19 protein-coding genes are annotated in these 19,731 nt (G+C 65.6%); 8 read left to right on the top strand and 11 right to left on the bottom strand.

From position 1 onward, the window contains the following. The first annotated feature begins 49 nt into the window (after nt 1-49). A complete protein-coding gene (locus AC1Q7F_RS03155) occupies nt 50-1,027 on the top strand; it encodes an NADPH:quinone oxidoreductase family protein (protein WP_492503704.1) in 978 nt (325 codons plus the stop codon). A gap of 237 nt (nt 1,028-1,264) precedes the next feature. Here the strand turns inward: AC1Q7F_RS03155 and AC1Q7F_RS03160 are convergent, their stop codons facing one another. After that, on the bottom strand, nt 1,265-2,554 hold the full coding sequence (locus tag AC1Q7F_RS03160) for an ammonium transporter (RefSeq protein ID WP_492503706.1): 1,290 nt from the start codon (nt 2,552-2,554) through the stop codon (nt 1,265-1,267). A 512-nt stretch (nt 2,555-3,066) separates the two neighbouring features. On the opposite strand from AC1Q7F_RS03160, the gene glgC reads away from it, so the two are divergent. The 4 genes from glgC to AC1Q7F_RS03180 all read left to right on the top strand — a co-directional run bounded on the left by glgC (nt 3,067) and on the right by AC1Q7F_RS03180 (nt 6,035). Continuing rightward, a complete protein-coding gene (glgC, locus tag AC1Q7F_RS03165) occupies nt 3,067-4,356 on the top strand; it encodes a glucose-1-phosphate adenylyltransferase (RefSeq protein ID WP_492503708.1) in 1,290 nt (429 codons plus the stop codon). Nucleotides 4,357-4,490: 134 nt separating this feature from the next. Beyond that, the gene (map, locus tag AC1Q7F_RS03170; RefSeq protein WP_492503710.1) at nt 4,491-5,318 is read left to right on the top strand and encodes a type I methionyl aminopeptidase; all 828 of its coding nucleotides are present in this window, start codon (nt 4,491-4,493) and stop codon (nt 5,316-5,318) included. A gap of 43 nt (nt 5,319-5,361) precedes the next feature. Then, nucleotides 5,362-5,790, top strand: a complete 429-nt coding sequence (locus tag AC1Q7F_RS03175; protein WP_492503712.1) for a putative toxin-antitoxin system toxin component, PIN family — start codon at nt 5,362-5,364, stop codon at nt 5,788-5,790. Next, nucleotides 5,787-6,035, top strand: coding sequence for a pilus assembly protein HicB (locus tag AC1Q7F_RS03180; RefSeq protein WP_492503713.1), 249 nt, complete (start codon nt 5,787-5,789; stop codon nt 6,033-6,035). The genes AC1Q7F_RS03175 and AC1Q7F_RS03180 overlap by 4 nt, the downstream gene beginning before the upstream one ends. Nucleotides 6,036-6,041: 6 nt before the next feature. On the opposite strand, the gene AC1Q7F_RS03185 is transcribed toward AC1Q7F_RS03180, so the two are convergent. After that, nucleotides 6,042-7,424, bottom strand: a complete 1,383-nt coding sequence (locus AC1Q7F_RS03185) for an MFS transporter (protein WP_492503715.1) — start codon at nt 7,422-7,424, stop codon at nt 6,042-6,044. Nucleotides 7,425-7,546: 122 nt separating this feature from the next. On the opposite strand from AC1Q7F_RS03185, the gene AC1Q7F_RS03190 reads away from it, so the two are divergent. Both AC1Q7F_RS03190 and glgA read left to right on the top strand, forming a co-directional pair. Further along, nucleotides 7,547-8,479: a LysR family transcriptional regulator gene (locus AC1Q7F_RS03190; protein ID WP_492503717.1), complete on the top strand. Its 933-nt coding sequence runs from the start codon at nt 7,547-7,549 to the stop codon at nt 8,477-8,479. Nucleotides 8,480-8,518: 39 nt separating this feature from the next. Beyond that, nucleotides 8,519-10,012 carry a glycogen synthase GlgA gene (gene glgA / locus AC1Q7F_RS03195; protein ID WP_492503719.1) on the top strand — a complete coding sequence of 498 codons (1,494 nt, stop codon included), beginning with the start codon at nt 8,519-8,521 and terminating at the stop codon, nt 10,010-10,012. Between the two features lie 29 nt (nt 10,013-10,041). Here the strand turns inward: glgA and AC1Q7F_RS03200 are convergent, their stop codons facing one another. Next, the gene (locus AC1Q7F_RS03200) at nt 10,042-10,518 is read right to left on the bottom strand and encodes a P-loop nucleotide/nucleoside kinase family protein (protein WP_492503721.1); all 477 of its coding nucleotides are present in this window, start codon (nt 10,516-10,518) and stop codon (nt 10,042-10,044) included. A gap of 31 nt (nt 10,519-10,549) precedes the next feature. Next, nucleotides 10,550-11,464, bottom strand: coding sequence for an acetylglutamate kinase (gene argB, locus AC1Q7F_RS03205; protein WP_492503723.1), 915 nt, complete (start codon nt 11,462-11,464; stop codon nt 10,550-10,552). Between the two features lie 179 nt (nt 11,465-11,643). Here argB and AC1Q7F_RS03210 point away from each other — a divergent pair, with 179 nt between their 5' ends. Beyond that, nucleotides 11,644-12,300, top strand: coding sequence for a glutathione S-transferase family protein (locus tag AC1Q7F_RS03210; RefSeq protein ID WP_492503725.1), 657 nt, complete (start codon nt 11,644-11,646; stop codon nt 12,298-12,300). Here the strand turns inward: AC1Q7F_RS03210 and AC1Q7F_RS03215 are convergent. The 7 genes from AC1Q7F_RS03215 to AC1Q7F_RS03245 form a co-directional block, all read right to left on the bottom strand. After that, nucleotides 12,297-12,956, bottom strand: coding sequence for a glutathione S-transferase family protein (locus tag AC1Q7F_RS03215; protein WP_492503727.1), 660 nt, complete (start codon nt 12,954-12,956; stop codon nt 12,297-12,299). The genes AC1Q7F_RS03210 and AC1Q7F_RS03215 overlap by 4 nt on opposite strands. A gap of 37 nt (nt 12,957-12,993) precedes the next feature. Continuing rightward, the gene (locus AC1Q7F_RS03220; protein WP_492503729.1) at nt 12,994-13,899 is read right to left on the bottom strand and encodes an ABC transporter ATP-binding protein; all 906 of its coding nucleotides are present in this window, start codon (nt 13,897-13,899) and stop codon (nt 12,994-12,996) included. After that, nucleotides 13,896-14,726, bottom strand: a complete 831-nt coding sequence (locus tag AC1Q7F_RS03225) for an ABC transporter ATP-binding protein (protein WP_492503731.1) — start codon at nt 14,724-14,726, stop codon at nt 13,896-13,898. The genes AC1Q7F_RS03220 and AC1Q7F_RS03225 overlap by 4 nt, the downstream gene beginning before the upstream one ends. Then, nucleotides 14,723-15,625 (bottom strand): ABC transporter permease, encoded by a 903-nt coding sequence (locus tag AC1Q7F_RS03230; protein ID WP_492503733.1) that lies wholly within the window; start codon nt 15,623-15,625, stop codon nt 14,723-14,725. Before AC1Q7F_RS03230 ends, AC1Q7F_RS03225 begins: the two co-directional genes overlap by 4 nt. 3 nt (nt 15,626-15,628) lie before the next feature. Next, nucleotides 15,629-16,606, bottom strand: a complete 978-nt coding sequence (locus tag AC1Q7F_RS03235; protein WP_492503735.1) for an ABC transporter permease — start codon at nt 16,604-16,606, stop codon at nt 15,629-15,631. Between the two features lie 82 nt (nt 16,607-16,688). After that, nucleotides 16,689-18,377 carry an ABC transporter substrate-binding protein gene (locus AC1Q7F_RS03240; RefSeq protein ID WP_492503737.1) on the bottom strand — a complete coding sequence of 563 codons (1,689 nt, stop codon included), beginning with the start codon at nt 18,375-18,377 and terminating at the stop codon, nt 16,689-16,691. Between the two features lie 192 nt (nt 18,378-18,569). Continuing rightward, nucleotides 18,570-19,598, bottom strand: coding sequence for a glycoside hydrolase family 3 N-terminal domain-containing protein (locus tag AC1Q7F_RS03245; RefSeq protein WP_492503738.1), 1,029 nt, complete (start codon nt 19,596-19,598; stop codon nt 18,570-18,572). Nucleotides 19,599-19,731: the final 133 nt, after the last annotated feature.

Consider the following 19,731-nt stretch of genomic DNA (forward strand, 5'->3'; position numbering starts at 1 on the left):
TCCAGAGTTCAAACAATTGTTTGAACGAACCAACGGGAGGAATATGGACATGCCCAAGGCCCTGCAATGCAAAGCATTCGGCCCGCCGGAAACGCTGTCGATCGAGGATGTGCCGTCGCTGCATCTTTCGGCGGGGGAGGTACGGATCGCGGTCAAGGCGGCGGCGCTGAACTTCGCCGACACGCTGATCATCGAGGGCAAGTACCAGGAAAAGCCGCCCTTTCCCTTTACGCCGGGCATGGAATGCGCCGGTATCGTGACGGAACTGGGCGAAGGGGTGCGGCACCTGAGGGTCGGCCAGCGGGTCATGGCCCTGTCGGCCAAGGGCGCCTTCCGGGAGGAAACGGTGGTGGAGACGGCGGGCGTCCTGCCCATTCCCGACCAAATGGACTTCACCACCGCTGCCGCCTTCCCCGTGGCCTATGGCACCTCCCATCTGGCGTTGACCGACCGGGCGCAGCTGAAAGCGGGGGAGACGCTGCTGGTGCTGGGTGCGTCGGGCGGGGTCGGGCTGACGGCGGTGGAGATCGGCAAGGCCATGGGCGCGCGGGTCATCGCCGCCGCGTCTTCACCGGAGAAGCTGGCCGTGGCGAAGGCGCATGGCGCGGATGAGGTGATTGATTACACGGCCGAGGACCTGAAGGCCCGGTTGAAGGAACTGGCGCCCAAGGGTGTGGATGTGGTGTTCGATCCCGTCGGCGGGGATTATTTCGACGCCGCCCTGCGCAACATGGCCTGGTGCGGGCGCATCATCACCATCGGCTATGCGGCGGGCCGCATCCCGCAGGTGCCGGCCAACCTGCTGCTGGTCAAAAACTGTGCGGTACTGGGCCTGTTCTGGGGGGCCTATCGCAAGCACAACCCGCAGCGCCTGGGCCAGAGCCTGATGGAGTTGCTGGCCCTGTGGGGGCAGGGCAAGCTGCGCCCCCACGTGTCGCACGCCTTGCCGCTGACCGACTATGCCACGGCATTTCACCTTTTGTCGGGACGCAAGGCGACGGGCAAGGTGGTGTTGACGTTGGGGTAGGGGTTGAGAACCACCTCTCCCGTCATCCCGGCGAAAGCCGGGACCCAGGGGCCAAGCGCCCGACCTCTCAGCAGCGTTGATAGAGGCAGCGTCGAGGTTTGATCCTGCGGCCCCTGGGTCCCGCCTTTCGCCGGGATGACGGAGTCGTAGGGGCTTCAATCCATCCCCCAAAAGCAAAACCGCCGCACCGGTTGCCCGATGCGGCGGTCTTATGTTCAGGCTTTCGCCCGAAGGACCTTACTGGATGCTCTCGCCATGCAGAGCCAGATCCAGACCGTCACGTTCCGCATCCTCATCAACGCGCAGGCCGGTGATGGCCTTGACGACGTAGAGGATGATGGCGGTGGCAACGGCGGACCAGACGACAGTGGCCAGGATGCCCCAGAGCTGCGTCCACACCTGGCCGATATTGCCTTCCAGCGCGCCAGCGGTCCCGCCGATGGCGGCCTTGGCGAAGACACCGGTCAGGATGGCGCCGACGATACCGCCAACACCATGCACACCCCAGACATCCAGGCTGTCATCATACTTCAAGGCATGCTTCAGCGTCGTGGAGGCGAAGTAGCAGATGATGCCGGCGGCGACGCCGATGCCCAGTGCACCATCAACACCGACGAAGCCGGCAGCCGGGGTGATGGCGACCAGACCGGCCACAGCACCAGAGACAGCCCCCAGCACGGAGGGCTTGCCCTTCACACCCCATTCCACGAACACCCAGGCCAGCGTAGCCGTGGCGGCGGCGACCTGCGTCACCAGCAAGGCCATACCCGCACGGCCATCAGCGGCAACCGCGGAACCGGCGTTGAAGCCGAACCAGCCCACCCACAGCATGGCGGCACCGATCAGCGACAGGACCAGGTTGTGAGGCTTCATGTCCGACGTGCCATAGCCCTTGCGCTTGCCCAGAATGATGGCGGCCACCAGACCGGCGACGCCAGCATTGATGTGAACGACGGTGCCGCCGGCATAATCCAGCACACCATCGCCCATCAGGAAGCCGCCGCCCCACACCCAGTGGCAGACCGGGCTGTAGACGAGCAGGGACCACAGTGCCGTGAACAGCAGCAGGGCCGAGAACTTCATACGGTCAGCGAAGGCGCCGGTGATCAGCGCCGGGGTGATGATGGCAAAGGTCATCTGGAAAGCGATGAACACCGATTCCGGAATGGTGCCGGAAAGGCTGCCAACTTCCAGGCCGGACAGGAAGGCCCGGCTCAGGTCACCGATATAGGCATTGCCGGGACCGAAGGCCAGGCTGAAACCGACAACAACCCACAGCACCGAGACCAGGGCCGCGATGGCGAAGCTCTGCATCGCCATGGTCAGGACGTTCAGCTTGCGGACCATGCCGCCATAGAACAGCGCCAGACCAGGGATGGTCATGAACAGCACCAGCGCCGTCGACGTCAGCAGCCATGCGGTATTGCCGCTGTCCAGCGTCGGGGTCGGTGCCGCGTCCTGAGCGAGGGCCACGCCCGGAACCAATGCCAGGCACGCCGCGAAAAGGGTCTTCAACATACGATTCATCTGGCTCCCCATTCTTGTGGGCACGGGGCCGACCGGCCGCCGCACACGCCGGGCATCCCTTATTCAAAGTCCGTGCCGTTGCGAAATCCGGCGGAATCCCTACATTAGAGGGGAAGAGGCGCCTGACCGGAATCCACGCAGTCACCCTGCGACTCCGGTCGGAATCACCTTGTTTGCACAAAAATTGTGCTGTTTCTGCCGGCGACTTTCCTGGAAAAACCGTTCACTTACAATGCAATGCTGGGTGGTGCACCATTCGGGGCACCCCGATTCAGCGGCTAAAAATGTGACAGATTAAAAAATAGGCAGACATTCGGGTGCATGCGGTAACCCAGGCCCGAACGGATAGCGTGCATCCCCTTCGCCTTTTCGTTGTCTGCCCTGCCCGGGATCGGTGGCGTTCCATACGTATCCAGGCGTGACCCGATGCTCCGCATATGACACCATCACCATGCAACATAGCCGCCGGTCGAAGCGGCCGGCACAATGCGAGATCCGGGGAGGATGGGGAATTGGTGACCAGTCAGTCCGAACAGCGTCTGGACCGCGACCTGCGGCAGGCGCCGCGACATGCACTTGCCCTGGTCCTGGCGGGCGGTCGCGGCAGCCGGCTGAAGCAGCTGACCGACCGCCGCGCCAAGCCGGCGGTGCATTTCGGGGGCAAGTTCCGCATCATCGATTTCGCCCTGTCGAACTGCATCAATTCCGGCTTCCGCCGCATCTCCGTCATCACCCAGTACAAGTCGCATTCCCTGCTGCGCCACCTGCAGCGCGGCTGGAATTTCCTGCGTGGTGAGATCGGGGAATTCATCGACCTGCTGCCCGCCCAGCAGCGTATTGATGAGACGAGCTGGTACCAAGGCACGGCCGACGCCGTTTTTCAGAACCTGGACATCCTGCGCTCGCACAAGGCGGAGTTCGTGCTGATCCTGGCCGGCGACCATATTTACAAGATGGATTACGCCAACATGCTGGCCAGCCATATCCGCACCGGCGCGGACGTGACCGTGGGCTGCATCGAGGTGCCCAGGATGGAGGCGACGGGCTTCGGCGTCATGCATGTCGATGGCGACAACCGTATCGTCAGCTTCCTGGAAAAGCCGGCCGATCCCCCCGCCATGCCGGGCAAGCCCGACATGGCGCTGGCTTCCATGGGCATCTACATCTTCAATGCCGATTTCCTCTACAGCCATCTGGAACGCGACGCGAAGGACCAGACGTCCTCGCGCGATTTCGGCAAGGACATCATCCCCTATCTGGTGAAGACGGCCAAGGTCATGGCCCATCATTTCAGCGAAAGCTGCGTGCGCAACCGCGCCCAGCCGGGCGTGGCCTATTGGCGTGACGTGGGCACCGTCGATGCCTATTGGGAAGCCAACATGGACCTGTGCAAGGTCTCACCCGACCTGGATCTCTATGACCGGGAATGGCCGATCTTTACCTATCAGGAACAACTGCCGCCTGCGAAGTTCGTGTTCGACGATGATGGACGACGCGGCATGGCGGTGGACAGCATGGTGTCAGCCGGCTGCATCACGTCGGGTTCCGTCATCCGCCGTTCCATCCTGTTCAACAAGGTGCGGGTCCATTCCTATTGCGAGGTGACGGATGCCGTCATCCTGCCGGAGGTGGAGATCAACCGGAACGCGCGCCTGACCAAGGTGGTCATCGATCGTGGCTGCCTGATCCCCGCCGGTCTGGTGGTGGGTGAGAATGCGGATGAGGATGCGCGCCGCTTCTACCGGTCGGAAAATGGCGTGGTCCTGATCACGCAGGAGATGCTGGACCGGCTGAAGGGCTGATCGGGTGATGCTCCCCGGGTCCGGGCAAGCCTCATTGCCCGGACCCGGGTCGGCGGCGACTGCCGCCGCGCCACCCGTGCGGCGTAGCCAAGACCCCGGATGGGGGCACCGGCGACTGAGGTAGGGCAAAAGCGATGAAGACCTATCCGGGCAGTTTCGTGCTGGACCCGCTGGGCAGGCGGGTCCCCCTGCATGGCAGGGCGGCCTTCGCGGCCCTGCATCGTGCAGGTGCCGTGGCGGCGGCTTGCCTGGATCATATCGCGCCCTTGATGCAGCCCGGTGTCACCACGGCGGCGGTCGATGCGGCGGTGGAGGCTTTTCTGCGGGCGGAAGGGGCGGTGCCGGCCACGCTGGGCTATCACGGCTTTCCGGCATCCTGCTGCATTTCGCCCAACCATGTCGTCAACCATGGCATCCCGTCCGACCGGATGCGGCTGAGGGCGGGTGACATCGTCAATGTCGATGTCACCGCCATCGTCGATGGCTGGTACGGCGATACGTCCCGCATGTATCTGGTGGGGGAGGTCGGGCCTAAACCCGCCCATCTGGTCTGTACCACTTATGACGCCATGATGGCCGGCATCGCGCAGGTGGCGCCCGGCCGGCACCTGGGCGATGTCGGCAACGCCATCGAGAAGGTGGGAAAGGCTGTCGGCTATTCCACGGTGCGCGACTATGTCGGCCACGGCATCGGCCGCATCTTCCACGACGCGCCCGACGTGATGCATTTCGGCAAGCCCGGCAAAGGCATGATGCTGGTGCCCGGCATGGTCTTCACCATCGAGCCGATGTTCAACCAGGGTGGTCCCGGCGTACGCACCCTGCCCGATGGCTGGACCACCATCACCCGCGACCTGTCGCTGTCGGCGCAGTTCGAACATACGGTCGGCGTGACGGAGGAGGGCGTGGAAATCTTCACCCGTTCCCCGGCGGGGATGGATTGTCCGGTGGCGCGAATGTGATGGTTCAAGAAGGTTTGATATATCGCCGGAGATATATAGAATGATGCTAAGACGGGTGGTGCTGGATACTAATGTGGTGGCGGCTGCCCTGCGCAGCGCCAGCGGGGCCAGCAACGCCGTCCTTACGCTCGTGGCAACGAGGCGATTGGTGCCTTTGGTGACGTCGGCCTTGTTCTACGAATATGAGGAAGTCTTGAAGCGGCCCGAACAGCGCCATGTTCACGGCTTCGATATGGATGCTGTTGATCGGTTCCTGAACGCTTTTGCATCAGCGGCGGAGCCTGTGGAGTTGCGGTTCCGCTGGCGTCCGCAACTGGGTGATCCAGGCGACGAAATGGTGCTGGAGGCAGCGGTTAATGGGCGGGCGGATGCGCTGATCACCCACAATGTCCGCGACTTTGCCGGCGTGACTGAAAGATTCGGCCTGCGGGTTGTTCCGCCTGGATTGGTCATCAAGGAGCATATGCAATGAGCAAGTCCTCTTACCTGCTTAAGTTGCCGGCCTCTGTTAAGACGGCCGCACAGCGTTTGGCGAAGGAAGATGGTGTATCACTGAACCAGTGGATCGCCGTCGCGGTGGCGGAGAAGATTGGCGCTGTCGAGATGGCGGTGGAGTTGCTGGCTCGTCGTGGTCATGGATCACAGCCGGAAGACATGCTGCCCTTTCTGCGCAATGCGGCGAATGAACCGCCATTGCCGGGCGATGGGAGGATGTGATCCGTTTCATCGCCGCATGAGGATGACCGGAACGATGGCCCCACTGACCAGCACGCCCGAGACCAGGAATGCCGCCCGGATCCCCGTCTCCACGACATCCGGTGCCGCCGCGGCCATGTCGGGTGTGCCGGTGGCCAGGGCGAACACGGGGCCCAGCGCTGCGGCCCCGGTGATCAGGCCCAGATTGCGCGACAGATTCAGCAGGCCGGAGACCAGCCCGCGCCCCTCCGGTGCAAGGCCGCCCATCACGTCGGTATTGTTGGCGGCCTGGAACAGGGCGTAACCGCTGGTCATCACGGCGATGGGCGCCAGATAGCCCGGCAGCCCCCAGCGCGTGCCAATGGCGGCCAGCAGCAGCCCGCCTGCGCCCACCCCCGCCAGCCCCGTTGGTACCATGCGCGCCGGGCCGAACCGGTCCACGGCCCGGCCGGACAGGATGCCGGCCAGGGCAGAGATGCAGGGCCCCAGGGTCAGGGCCAATCCAGCCGCCGCCGGTGACAGCCCCAGGGCGCGCATCAGATAGAAGGGCCCCGCCACCAGCATCGCCATCATCACGGCGGAAACCAGCAGATTGGCGGCCAGGCCTGCGCACAGGCCCCCGTCGCGAAACAGCGACAGGTGCAGCAGCGGGACTGTCGCCCGCCTTTGCCACAGCACGAACAGCCCGGCCAGCAGCACCGATGCGGTCAGTAGTGCCGCGCCCGATCCGCCCATTCCATTCCCCACACTCATGGCCAGCGCATAGGAAGCCAGGGCCGCCGCCAGCAGCAGCGTGCCGGCGAGGTCGAAGCCCTTCGCGCCGCCAGCGCCCCGCCCATCATCCGGCACATGCCGGCGGATCAGCACCAAGGCGGCCAGGCCCAGCGGTACATTGACCAGGAACAGCCCGTGCCAGCCGGTCACCGCAATGATCATCCCGCCCAGCGACGGGCCCAGCGCGGTGCCGACCGCGGACATCGACCCCAGCATCCCCATGGCGCGGCCCGTCCGCGCCCGATCCACCGTGCCGCCAACCAGGGCCATGGACATGGCCATCATGATCGCCGCCCCCATCCCCTGCAGCCCGCGGGCGGCCACCAGCAGGCTCAGCGACGGCGCCATGCCGCACAGGGCGGAGGCGATCGTGAACAGCCCCATGCCGGACAGCAGCAGCCGACGGCGCCCCAGCAGGTCGCCCAGCTTGCCGGCCCCGACGATCAGGGTGGTGACGGCCAGCAGATAGGAGAGCACCACCCATTGCACCTGCCCGAACGGCACATCCAGACCATCGGCGATGGCGGGCAGGCCGACATTGGCGATGCTGGTGCCCAGTGCTGACAGCAGGATGGAAAGGGACAGGCTGGGCAGGGCCCATCGGCCGCCCTTGTCACTATCATTGTCCATTGCCATCGCCCGCTCCGTCGCCCTGTCATCCACCTGGCCGACGCTATGGCATCGGGTGACATGGCGGAAGACGCAGTGGTTGCATTCAAATAGTGCATCGAACGCCATCTATGTTAGGCTTGGCACCCATGATCACGCCCGACCTGAACCTGCTGGTGACCCTGGATGTGCTGCTGGAGGAGGGCAGCGTGGCCAGGGCTGCCCGCCGCCTGCGTCTCAGCCCGTCGGCCATGAGCCGGGCGCTGGCGCGGCTGCGCGACGCGACGGGTGATCCGCTGCTGGTGCGCGCGGGCAGGGGGCTGGTGCCGACGCCGCGCGCCCTGGAATTGCGGGGGCAGGTCGGGCCCCTGGTCGAACAGGCCCACGCCGCCCTGCGGCCGGCCGCGTCGCTGGACCTGGCCCGCCTGGACCGGGTGTTCACCCTGCGGGCCAGCGACGGGTTCGTGGAGACGTTCGGCGCCGATCTGGTCACACGTGTGGCCCGGGCCGCACCCGGCGCCCGCCTGCGTTTCATGGCCAAGCCCGACCGGGATGCGGCCTCGCTACGCGACGGCACCGTCGATCTGGAAACCGGCGTCATCGGGCGGGAGACGGGGCCGGAGCTGCGCGCCCATGCCCTGTTCCGCGACCGGTTCATCGGTGTGGTGCGGGCTGGCCATCCGCTGGCCGGCAGTGTCGTGACGGTGCAGGATTATGCGGCGGCGGCACATGTCGCCGTCACCCGCGCCCGGCCGGACAAGGGACCGATCGATACCGCGCTGGAGGCGCTGGGCCGGGAGCGGCGGATCGCGGCCTATGTCGCGGGCTATGCAGGGGCATTGGCCGTGGCGCGGGGCAGCGATCTGGTGGCCACCGTATCGGCCCGGCACACGGCAGTGCTGCGCACCGGCATGGTGGGGTTCGCGTTGCCATTCGAGATTGCGGCCGTCACCGTGTCGCTGCTCTGGCATCCAAGGCTGGACGCCGACCCGGCCCATCGCTGGCTGCGCGGGATCGTGCGTGAGGTCTGCGGCGGCGATCAAGACACGCTTGCTGAAAGCCCGCGATACGTTCACTCATAGCTGGCGGTTGCCGCCCCGATCAACAGCCCGGACCCCATCATGCGCGTTCTTTTCGTCACGTCGGAATGCTTGCCCTATGTGAAGACCGGTGGCCTGGGGGATGTGGCCGGCGCCCTGCCGGCAGCACTCCGGGCGGAGGGCGTGGATGTCCGCATGCTGATCCCCGGATATCCGGGCGTGCTGGAGCGGCTGGAGAATATCAAGCTGCTGCGCGACCTGCGTGGCCTGCCCGGTCTGCCATCCGCCGCCCCGGCGCGGTTGGTCTCGGGGCGCGGCGTCGATGGTGGCACCGTCTATGCCCTGGACATCCCCAGCTTCTTCGGGCGCAAGGGTAATCCATACCTGGGGCCGGACGGCAAGGATTGGTCCGACAATCATCTGCGCTTTGCCGCCTTGGGCCGGGTGGCGGCGCTGATCGGGCTGGATGGCGATGGGGCCATGGGGCGGGGGGCGTGGAAGCCCGACGTGCTGCACGGCCATGACTGGCAGGCCGGTCTGGCCGCCGCCCATCTGCATTTCCCGCTCTGGCCGCTGGCGGGGGCCAAGCGGCCGGGCATGGTGTTCACCATCCATAATCTGGCCTTCCAGGGCCTGTACCCGGCGGAAACGGTGCCGACACTGGGCCTGCCCTGGGACGGGTTCACGCCGCAGGGCTTCGAATTCTACAGCCAGCTGTCCTTCCTGAAGGCGGCGCTCGTCTATTCCGACCGCCTGACCACGGTCAGCCCGACCTATGCCACGGAAATCCAGGGGGAGATTTTCGGCTTCGGCATGGATGGGCTGCTGCGCGCCCGCGCCGACGTGCTGCACGGCATTCTGAACGGTATCGACACAGCCGCCTGGGACCCCGCCCGCGACCCGCAGATCAGTTCCCGGTACGATGCCGCCACCCTGCCCGCCAAGGAGGCGAACAAGGCCGACATCCAGCGCGCCTTCGGCCTGTCGCCCGACATCCATGCCCCCTTGTTCGGCATCGTCAGCCGCCTGACCGACCAGAAGGGCATCGACCTGGTGGTGCAGGCCATCCCGCATCTGGTGGCGCGCGGGGCGCAACTGGCCGTGCTGGGCACGGGTGGGGCGGCGCTGGAACAGGCGCTGGCCGGGGCGGCCCGGCATTATCCGGGGCGGGTCGGGCTGGTGCTGGGCTATGACGAGGCGTTGTCGCACCGGTTGCAGGCGGGCGTGGACGTGCTGATGGTGCCGTCGCGGTTCGAACCTTGCGGCCTGACCCAGATGTATGCCCTGCGCTACGGCACCCTGCCGCTGGTGTCGCGCGTCGGCGGGCTGGCCGATACGGTGACTGACTGCACCGACGACGCCCTGTCCGATGGCACCGCCACCGGCTTCACCTTCGGCCCCGTCACGGTGCCGTCTTTCATCAACGCCATCGACCGGGCGCTGGCTTTGCATCCGCAGACGGACCGCTGGCGTGCGGTTCAGCGGACCGCCATGGCGCGCGACGTGTCCTGGGCGGCCAGCGCTCGGCATTATGTGGATGCCTACAAGGCGGCGATGGCGGCGGCGCCGTTGTAGGTCAGGGCTCGCCGTCGGCTCGACCTGACCTACAAGGTGACCGCATGCGCGCAGCCCATTTCGTGTGCACTCGGCGGATCGAACTCAGGTGCCGGGCCCTCATGTCCCGGCACCTCGTCGCCTGGGAAATCCGCCTGCTTCACCACACGGCTCCAGCGCGCGTCACGCGGACCGTCGGGCATGTGGAACAGCAGGTCGCAGCCCAGCAGGGTCGCCCGCCGCCGGGCCGTGTCCCGCTGTTCCCGGCGCAGGAAACCCAGATCCATGACCACGTCGCCACCAGCGCGCAGGGTGGCGCCCGCCATGTCCCAGATCAGCGTTTCGCAGCGCGCCAGCCGCTCGTTCAGCCAGCCCATATCGAGCGGCGGCACCATGTCCGGCACGAACAGCGCCGACATCCATTCATCGATGGAAAAGCGCACGGCCGGCAGATCCGCCGCCAGTTGCCTTGCATAGGCGGATTTGGCGGCCCCTTGCGGCCCATGGATCAGGTGCATGCGCGCCATCAGCCCGACCTGTCGGTAAGTTGGCAAAGGGCTACTTCTTGCCGACCAGGGTGCCGGCACCGCCCTCGGTGAAGATCTCCAGCAGGATGGCATGCGGGACGCGCCCGTCAAGGATCACCGCGCCCTCCACCCCGCCGACCACGGCGTCGATGCAGGTTTCCAGCTTGGGGATCATGCCGCCCAGGGCCGTACCATCATTGATGGCGGTGCGCGCCTCCGACACCGACAGTTCCGGCACCAGTTCCTTCTGCTTGTTCAGGAAGCCGGCCACATCGGTCAGCAGCAGCAGGCGCGAGGCGTCGATGGCGGCGGCGATGGCGCCGGCGGCGGTGTCGGCGTTGATATTATAGGTCTGGCCATCCTCGCCGATGCCGATGGGGGCGATGACGGGGATGAAGCCGGCATGGCGCAGCTTGTGCAGGATCTGCGGGTTGATGCGGAACGGCTCGCCCACGAAGCCCAGATCGACCACCCGTTCGATATTGCTGTCGGGGTCGCGCTTGGTGCGGGTGGCCTTGCGCGCCTCGATCAGGTCGTCATCCTTACCCGACAGGCCGATGGCATCGCCGCCGGCATCGTTGATCAGGGCCACGATCTCCTTGTTGATGCTGCCTGACAGCACCATCTCGGCGATCTCCATCGTCTCCTTGTCGGTGACGCGCAGGCCGTCGATGAATTCCGACTTGATCTGCAGCCGGTCCAGCAGCTTGCCGATCTGCGGGCCGCCGCCATGCACCACGATCGGATAGGCGCCGACCTGCTTCAAAAGCACGATGTCGTTGGCGAACTGGCGGGCCAGTTCCGGGTTGCCCATGGCGTGGCCGCCATACTTGACCACGATGATCTTGCCGTCATAGCGGCGCATATAGGGCAGCGCCTCCGACAGGGTCTGGGCCTTGGCGAGCCATTCCTCGCGGGTCAGCGTCGGGGTGACGGTAACGGTCATGGGCGGGGGCTCCGGTCGGGGGCTTCAGGGCCAGGGATTGTGACGGGCAAACGGCGTCGTGTCTAACACCTGGGGCGGCATCGGGCAATGCGCTAATCCACGGGGTAGCCCCACTGCGTGCTTGCGGGATTGTTCGTGATATGTTCCCATCTAGCATCCTGTGCCGAATGGGGGCGATCATGGCGGGGAAAACGGTGCTGTACGGTGCGGCGGGCTGCGGTTCGTCGGTGGTGGAAGCGGCCTTCACCCTAGCGCGCGAAGATTACGAATATGTGGAAGCCGAATATTGGGCCGCCTCTCCCGCCGTGGACGCGCTGAAGGCGGTCAATCCGCTGGCCCAGGTGCCGACCCTGGTGCTGCCCGACGGCACGGTGATGACGGAATCGGTGGCCATTCTGCTGTGGCTGATGGAACGGCATCCGGGCCTGCTGGGGCCGGGGCCGGGTGACCCGCTGCGGCCCACCTTCCTGCGCTGGCTGGTCTATCTGCCGGCCGCGATCTATCCCATGTACACGGTGGGCGATGTCGCCGACCGCTGGGTCCAGGGGGAGAAGGCGGCGGCCGAACTGAAGCAGTCGACCATCGACCGTACCCTGTTCTGCTGGGCGACCATGGAGACCGCGTTGAGGCCGGTGGCCGGGTCCTGGCTGCTGGGCACGCCCGAACTGACGGCGCTTGACCTCTACATCTCCATGATGACCCGCTGGCGGCCCCGGCGGGATGAGATTCGCAAGGTGGCGCCTGGCATTGTCGCCGTGGCGGAGCGGGTGGACCATGATCCGCGGCTGGTCGATCTCTGGCGCCGGCATTTCCCGGACAGCTATACCGATCCCTAATCCCGGTCCGGTGCACCCAGCGGGAACAGGTGGCGGTAGGGACGGCCACCATCCACCGCCTTGGCCACGGATGGGCGGGCCAGCAGGCGGGCGCGATAGGCAAGCAGGTTGGGGAAATCCTTTGCGATCTTGTGTGTCCAGTCGGCATAGAACAGCGATGGGGCGGCGGCGCAATCGGCCATGCTGAACGTTTCGCCCACGGCCCAGGTGCGGCCGGCCAGGTATTTCTCCAGCCAGGGATAGGCCCGGTCCAGCTTTTCCACCGCCAGGGCCATGCCGTCGCGGCGTTTGGTCGGGTCGCCGGTCAGGGCGCCATCCACGGCATGCTGGGCCGCGTTCATCACATGCTGGTCGAAGAACCGGTCCATGAAACGCACATCCAGGGCTGCCATCGGATCGGTGGGTAGCAGGCGGACAGGGCCGGGATGGTTCAGGTGCAGATACTCGATGATGACACTGGTTTCCGCCAACTGCCGCTCGCCATCGACCAGCAGCGGGAATTTGGCGATCGGCCAGCGCTTCCGCCATTCCGCCGCGATATCGGGATGGTCGGGGCCGAGGCAGCGGAACTCGAACGGAGTGTCATTCTCATATAGCGCTATCAGCACCTTCTGCGTGTAGGAGGAGAAGGGGTGGCCATAGATCACCAGCGACATCGAATGGTCTCCTGATTGGATCACCCATTCTAACCGATCATACCGCCTCGCGCACCCAATGGCCCGGCGCCACCTCCCGCAACTCCCCCGGCTTGTCGCAGCTTTCGCGGACCTGGGCGGCCAGCGGGGCCAGGCTGTTGCCGGCGCCGAACGGGCTGCCCACTTCCGGTACGGCGGCCAGCAGCAGGCGGGTGTAGGGATGGCGGGGGCTGTCGATCACCTGTGCCGTGGGGCCGCGTTCGACGATGCGGCCGCGGAAGATCACCGCCGTCTCCTCCGCCACATACCGGGCGGTGGCGATGTCATGGGTGATGTAGAGCATGGCGATGCCGCGCTCGCGTTTAAGCTCCCGGAACGTGTCCAGCACCGACAGGCGGATGGACACGTCCAGCATCGATGTCGGCTCATCCGCGATGATCACCGACGGGTTGACGGCCAGCGCCCGGGCCAGGTTGACGCGCTGGCGCTGGCCGCCGCTCATCTCATGCGGGAATTTGGGGCCGGCCACCGCCGGGTCCAGGTCCACGGCGCGCAGCAGGTCGGCCACCGCCTCGCGACGCTGGGCGGGGGACAGGTCGGGCCGGTGCAGGGCCAGGGGCCTTGTCAGATGGTGTTCGACATTGTGGGCGGGGTTCAATGCGGCAAACGGGTCCTGAAATACCATCTGCACGGCCGAGCGATAGGCCAGCAGCGCCTTGCGGCCCGACAGGCTGGTCACGTCGCGACCGGCATGGAAGATATGGCCGGACGTGGCGGTCAGCACATGGGTCAGCAGCTTGGCGCAGGTGCTCTTGCCCGATCCGCTTTCCCCCACCAGCGCCAGAGCGCGGCCGGGATAGAGGCTGAAATCGGCGCTGTCCAGCGCGCAGAACGACCCGAAGCGCATGGTCAGGCCGCGGGCCTCCAGCACGGGGCGGGTGCCCGGTTCCGGCAATCCGTTCATTGCGGCGTCTCCTTCATGCGCACCAGCGTCTCACCGGGTCTTGGATGCAGCGGCGGGATGGAGGCCCAAAGGCGGCGCGTGTAATCCTGCTGCGGGGAGGATATCATCGCGTCGGGGGTGGACAGCTCGATCAACTCCCCGCGCAGCATTACCCCCACCCGGTCGCAGAACTGGCTCATCAACGCCAGATCATGGGTGATGAACAGGACGGAGAAGCCCAGCCGGTGGCGCAGCGACGCCACCTCCTCCAGCAACTCCCGTTGCACCACCACGTCCAGCGCCGTGGTCGGCTCATCCATCACCACCAGCTTGGGCTTCAAGGCCAGGGCCATGGCGATGACGATGCGCTGGCGCATGCCGCCGCTGAACTGGTGCGGATAATCCGCCATACGGTCGGGCTTGATGCCGACCATGGTCAACAGGTCGGCGGTGCGGGCTCGGATCTCCGCCCTGTCCCTCACCCCGTGCGCCTTGAACATGTCGGCGAACTGGGCTGACACGCGCAGCACGGGGTTCAGGGCGTTCATGGCGCTTTGCAGCACCACCGACAGGTCGCGCCAGCGCCAGGAGCGCAATTCGCGGTCATTCAGGGCCAGGACATCGGTGCCGGCCAGGCTGATCGACCCGCCGGTGATGAAGGCGGGCGGCCGGTGCAGGCGGGCGATGGCAAAGGCGACCGTGCTTTTGCCGGAACCGGACTCTCCAGCCAAACCAAGCACTTCACCGGCGCCAATGTCGAAAGTGACGTTTTTGACGGCGCGGGTCAGGCCGTTGGGCGTGGCGTAATCGACGCTGAGGTCGCGGACGGACAGGATGGGCGCGCTCATGCCGGACCCCCTTGGCTGGTATTGGTGCGGGTCAGGGCCGCCAGTACCTTGGCCGGTACCCGCAAGGTCCGCAGTCGGGGATTGGCGATCTCGTCCACCGCGAAATTCACCAGCGACAGGCCCGACCCGAAGATCACCAGCGCCAGACAGGGGGCTGCCATCTCCCACCACGCCCCCACCTGCAGCGCCGAGGTCGATTGCGCGTGATAGAGCATGGTGCCCCAGGACACGACCATGGGATCGCCCAGGCCTAAGAACTCCATCGTCGCCTCGGTAATCACCGAATAGAGGATGGAGCCAATGAAGTTGAAGCCGATGATGGAGATCAGGTTGGGCAGCAGCTCGAACGCGATCACCCGCCAGGCCGGCTCCCCCAGCATTTCGGCGGCCAGGATATAGTCGCGCTGGCGCAGGCTCAGCGTCTGGGCGCGGGTGACGCGGGCCCCCCATCCCCAACTGGTCAGCCCAATGATCAGGGCGATGACGAAGGGTCCCGTCTGGCCGATGAAGGCGGCCAGAACCAGCATCAGCGGCAGGTTGGGGATGACGAGCGATATGTTGGTGAACAGGTTCAGCACCTCATCCACCTTGCCGCCGAAATATCCGGCGGTGACGCCCACCGCCGTGCCGATGACCGTGACCAGCAGGCCGGCCGCGAAACCCACCATCAGACTGGTCTGCGTGCCATGAATGGTCTGGGACAGCACGTCCCGGCCCATGCGGGTGGCGCCCATGACATGGTCCACCGATGGGGCTTCATGCGGGCTGGCCACGCGCTGGTTGATGTCGAACGGGGCCACCAGGGGAGCGGCCAGGGCGATCAGGATGAAGATGCCCACGATGGCGGCGCCGATGGCGGCCTTGCGGTTGGCGAGCAGGGTGTTGAGCAGGCCGCGCATGGATCAGCCCTTCCGCAGACGGGGGTCGAGGGCGACGTAAAGCACGTCGGCGATGAAATTGGCGGTCAGCATGGCCAGAGTCATGATCAGCAACTGGCCCTGGATCAGCGGATAATCGCGCGCCGTGATCCCCTGGAACAGGGTGTAGCCCAGGCCCGGATAGTTGAAGACCACCTCCGTCACCAGCGCCCCGCCGAACGCCGCGCCCAGCGTCATGGCGAAGCTGGTGACCGTGGGCAAGAGCGCGTTGCGGGCGGCATAGGCCATGCGCAGGCGCCGGTCGGACAGGCCCTTGGCCGTGCCCAGCACGATATAATCCTCGCCCAGCAGGTTAATCATGCTGTTGCGCATGGTGATCAGGTAGCCGCCGACCTGGGCCAGCGCCATGGTGACGATGGGCAGGAAGGCATGTTCGAAGACGGAACAGAAGAATTCCAGGCTGAAGCCGGGATCGATCTCCGGCGCGTACGCATACCCCGTGGGGAATACCTGCCAGTGGATGGCGAAGATGAAGAGCGCCAACAGGGAGGTGACCAGCGGCGGCATGGCCTGCATCATCAGCGCGATGGGCGCGCCGATACTGTCGAATGCCCCACCCCGGCGCCAGGCGGCCAGGATACCGGCCAAGCTGCCGATGGCGAACGCAATCAGTGATGAGGTCAGGACCAGCATCAAGGTCCAGGGCAGGGCCCGCCACAGCACCTCATTCACCGTCAGCGGATGGAACTTCACCGACAGGCCCAGGTCCCAGGTGAAGACGCTCCTCAGGTATGTCGCGAACTGCGCTGGCCAGGGCTGGTCGATGAAGCCGAAGGTCTCCTTCAGCGCGGCCAGAGCTTCGGGCGGCAGGGTACCGCCCGCCTGGGCGAACATGATGTCCACCGGATTGCCGGGCATAAGGCGCGGGATCAGGAAATTGAACGTCGCGGCCACGATGAAGGCGGCGATGTAAAATCCGATCCGGCGGAGAAGAAAGGCCATGTTGGGTCCTCTCCCGAAACCGAAGATCTGCTGAAAAGACGGGGAATGTGGGTTCGATGGCGGGCCGGACGGCCGCTATGGGTCAGCCGCCATCCACAGGCTCCAGGGCCAGCAGATGGAGAAGCCGCTCCGGCGTGCCGTCGAACACGTCGGGCCGGGCCACCGGATTATCGGCGTTGAACCAGCCCTTGAAGCGCTTGGTGTTGTATTCGTACCAGATCGGATTGCTGAATAGCGGCACATAGGGGCTGTTGGCCGCCAGGATCATCTGCACCTTGTCCATCGCCTTGCGCTGTTCAGTGGGATCGATGGTGGCGACAAACGCGTCCAGGGCGGCGTTCAGTTCCGGATCGTTGAAGCGGGTGGGGGCGGACCGGGTCTTGCCGCTGAAGCGGGAATGGAAGCCGGTATCGTAGGACCGGTGCGGCGTCTCACCGGTGAAATAGCCATTGATGGCCATGTCATAATCGCCCTGGATCAGCTTCTGCGCCCAGCTGGCCGGCTCCGGCGTCGATACCCGCGCATTGATGCCGATGGCGTTCAGCCCTTCGACCACCAACTGCGTGGTGTTGACCCAGTCGGTCCAGCCATTGGGCGCCAATATGTCGAAGCGGATGGGCTTGCCGTCGGGATTGTCGACATAGCCGTCGCCATCCACATCGCGGAAGCCGCTTTCGGCCAGCAGCGCGCGGGCACCATCCTTGTCATACTTGGCGAACTTGCCGAACTGGCGCTCGGCATCCTGGTTCATCCAGTCCTGATAGAGACGGCCCAGGCCCGAGGCATACTCATTAACGATGGGATAGCCATAGCCGGCGATATCGACGATGGCGCGGCGGTCCATGGCCATGGAAACGGCCCGGCGGAAATTCACGTTCCGGAAGGCGGCACGATTGCCAACATTCGGACTGTCGAAATTGAAGTTCACGGCCACCGTGCCGCCGGGCGGGAACCAGTAGCGGTGATGCACCGGATCGGCGGCAACATAGGTGCGCTCGATATCCGGCATGAAGGCGCCGAACCAGTCCAACTTGCCATTGCGGGCGGCGGCCAGCAGCTGTTCGTTATTGCCGATCTGCGGGAAGGAAAGGCAATCGACCTTCAGGCTGGCGGCGTCCCAGTAATGCGGGTTGCGGCACTGGACATAAAGCTGGTTGGTGAAGCGCCGCACCTCCGTCATCGGGCCGGTGCCCACAGGATCGGGGTTGGTGAAGGTGACGGGGTCCGCCACCTTCGACCAGATATGTTTGGGCACCACCGGGATGCGCGCCAACTCGAACAGGCTGTTGGCGTTCACCCGCTTCAGGGTGAAGACCACCGTATGGGCATCTAGCACCTCCACGGCCGCCAGGCGTTCCCAGATGTCGAGCGTGTCCAGGCCCCGGTACCGCTTCAGCATCTCATAGGTGAAGACGACATCGTTGGCCGTGAAAGGCTGCCCGTCAGACCATTGCACGCCGTCGCGCAGGGTGAAGGTCAGCTTCAGCAGGTCCTTGGAGAAATCGTACCCCGTGGCCAGCCGGTAATGCGGGCGGCCATTATGCAGGGTGTTGAAGATGATCAGTGGCTCATACGCGAATTCCCGCGCGGAATAGAGCCGCGTCGTCTCGTTATAGGGATTGAAGTTGCGCACCCAGCCGGTGGAGAAATTGGCCACCACGGTGACGGTGGACGGGTTCAACACAGGTGCTGCCTGGGCCAGCGCCTGTGTAGAAACCGCCGTCGCCGGCAGCAGGGCCGCGAGTGCGGCCAGAGTGCGCAAGAACTTCATCCCGTAAATCCCTGTTTGCCGGCCGGCCCATTGTTTCGAGCCTGTTCCGTTGGCACCGACTGTCGGGCAGACAGACCCGACAGGGCTAGCACGCAACTTCGTTGATTTCGTCGTTCACCGCCATTATCGGCGGGGTTTTGACAGCAATTGGATGGATTGTTACCCGACAACCCATCCAATTGTTCAAACGCTTCACACCAGTGCCAGCAAGGCGGCGATTTCTGTCAACGCCGCATCCACATCAACCAGCGCCCCCGCCGGCGGCAACGGCCGGGCCAGGCGGGAGGCCGCGGCGTCGGTCAGCGGCTTCACCGCGGCGGCGATGGGCGTCCATTCATCGACATCGCCATGGCTGGACAGCACGATATCCACGCCCGCCGCTTGCACGGCGGCCGCACGCTCGGCCAGCGTGCCGCCCAGGCTTTCCATATAGATGCAGTCGGAGATCAGGACGCCGTCGAAGCCGATGCGGTCGCGGATGATCTTCTGAACCGCGTCTCTGGAGATGGTTGCCGGGTTGTCCGCATCGACGCCAGTATAGACGACATGGGCGACCATGGCCCACGGCGCGGTGCGGTTCAGTCGGGCAAAGGGCAGGAAATCCGTGCGGTCCAACTCACCCAAGTCGGTATCGACGAACGGCCGGTCCTTATGGCTGTCCACGAGCGCCCGCCCGTGGCCGGGGATGTGCTTGATGATGGGCGTGACGCCGACAGACGCCATGCCATCCATGAAGGCCCGGGCCAACACCGTCACGGTCTCCGGATCGGTCCCGAAGGCGCGTTCGCCGATCACCGGGTCGGCCCCGGCCACCGGCACGTCGGCCAGCGGCGCGCAATCGACCGTCACGCCGTGCTGGCGCAGCAGGCTGCCGATGGCAGCGCCATTCAGGCGGGTGGCCCGCAATCCGGCCAGCGCATCCTTTGCATACAGGCGACCGAAGGCGGCCGGCGCCGGGAAGGCGGGCCAGACCGGCGGCTCCATGCGCTGATGCTCGCCCCCTTCGAAATCGATCAGGATGGGCGCATCGGCGCGGCCCACGGCGGTGCGGAAATCATCGCACAGGCGGCGCACCTGATCCGGGCTCTCGCAATTGCGCTTGAACAGGATCAGGCCCAGCGGGTCGGCATCGCGATAGAAGGCCTTCTGATCAGCACTCAGCACCGGGTCGGGGGCGCCGAAGATGACGGCCAGCGGCCGCGACGAAGCGGGGGAAGCCATGATGCCTGCCTTGCACGGATTGTCGGGGAAGGGGGCGGGGCAGCGACTGTTGCGCGAATGCCCGACGCTCGCGCAAAGCCTTGATCCGCCCCGCCGATCCGATCAAGCCCTCCTTGCCGGATCAACGAAATTG

Source organism: Niveispirillum sp. GW835-FHT14G11 (genome assembly GCF_058793615.1).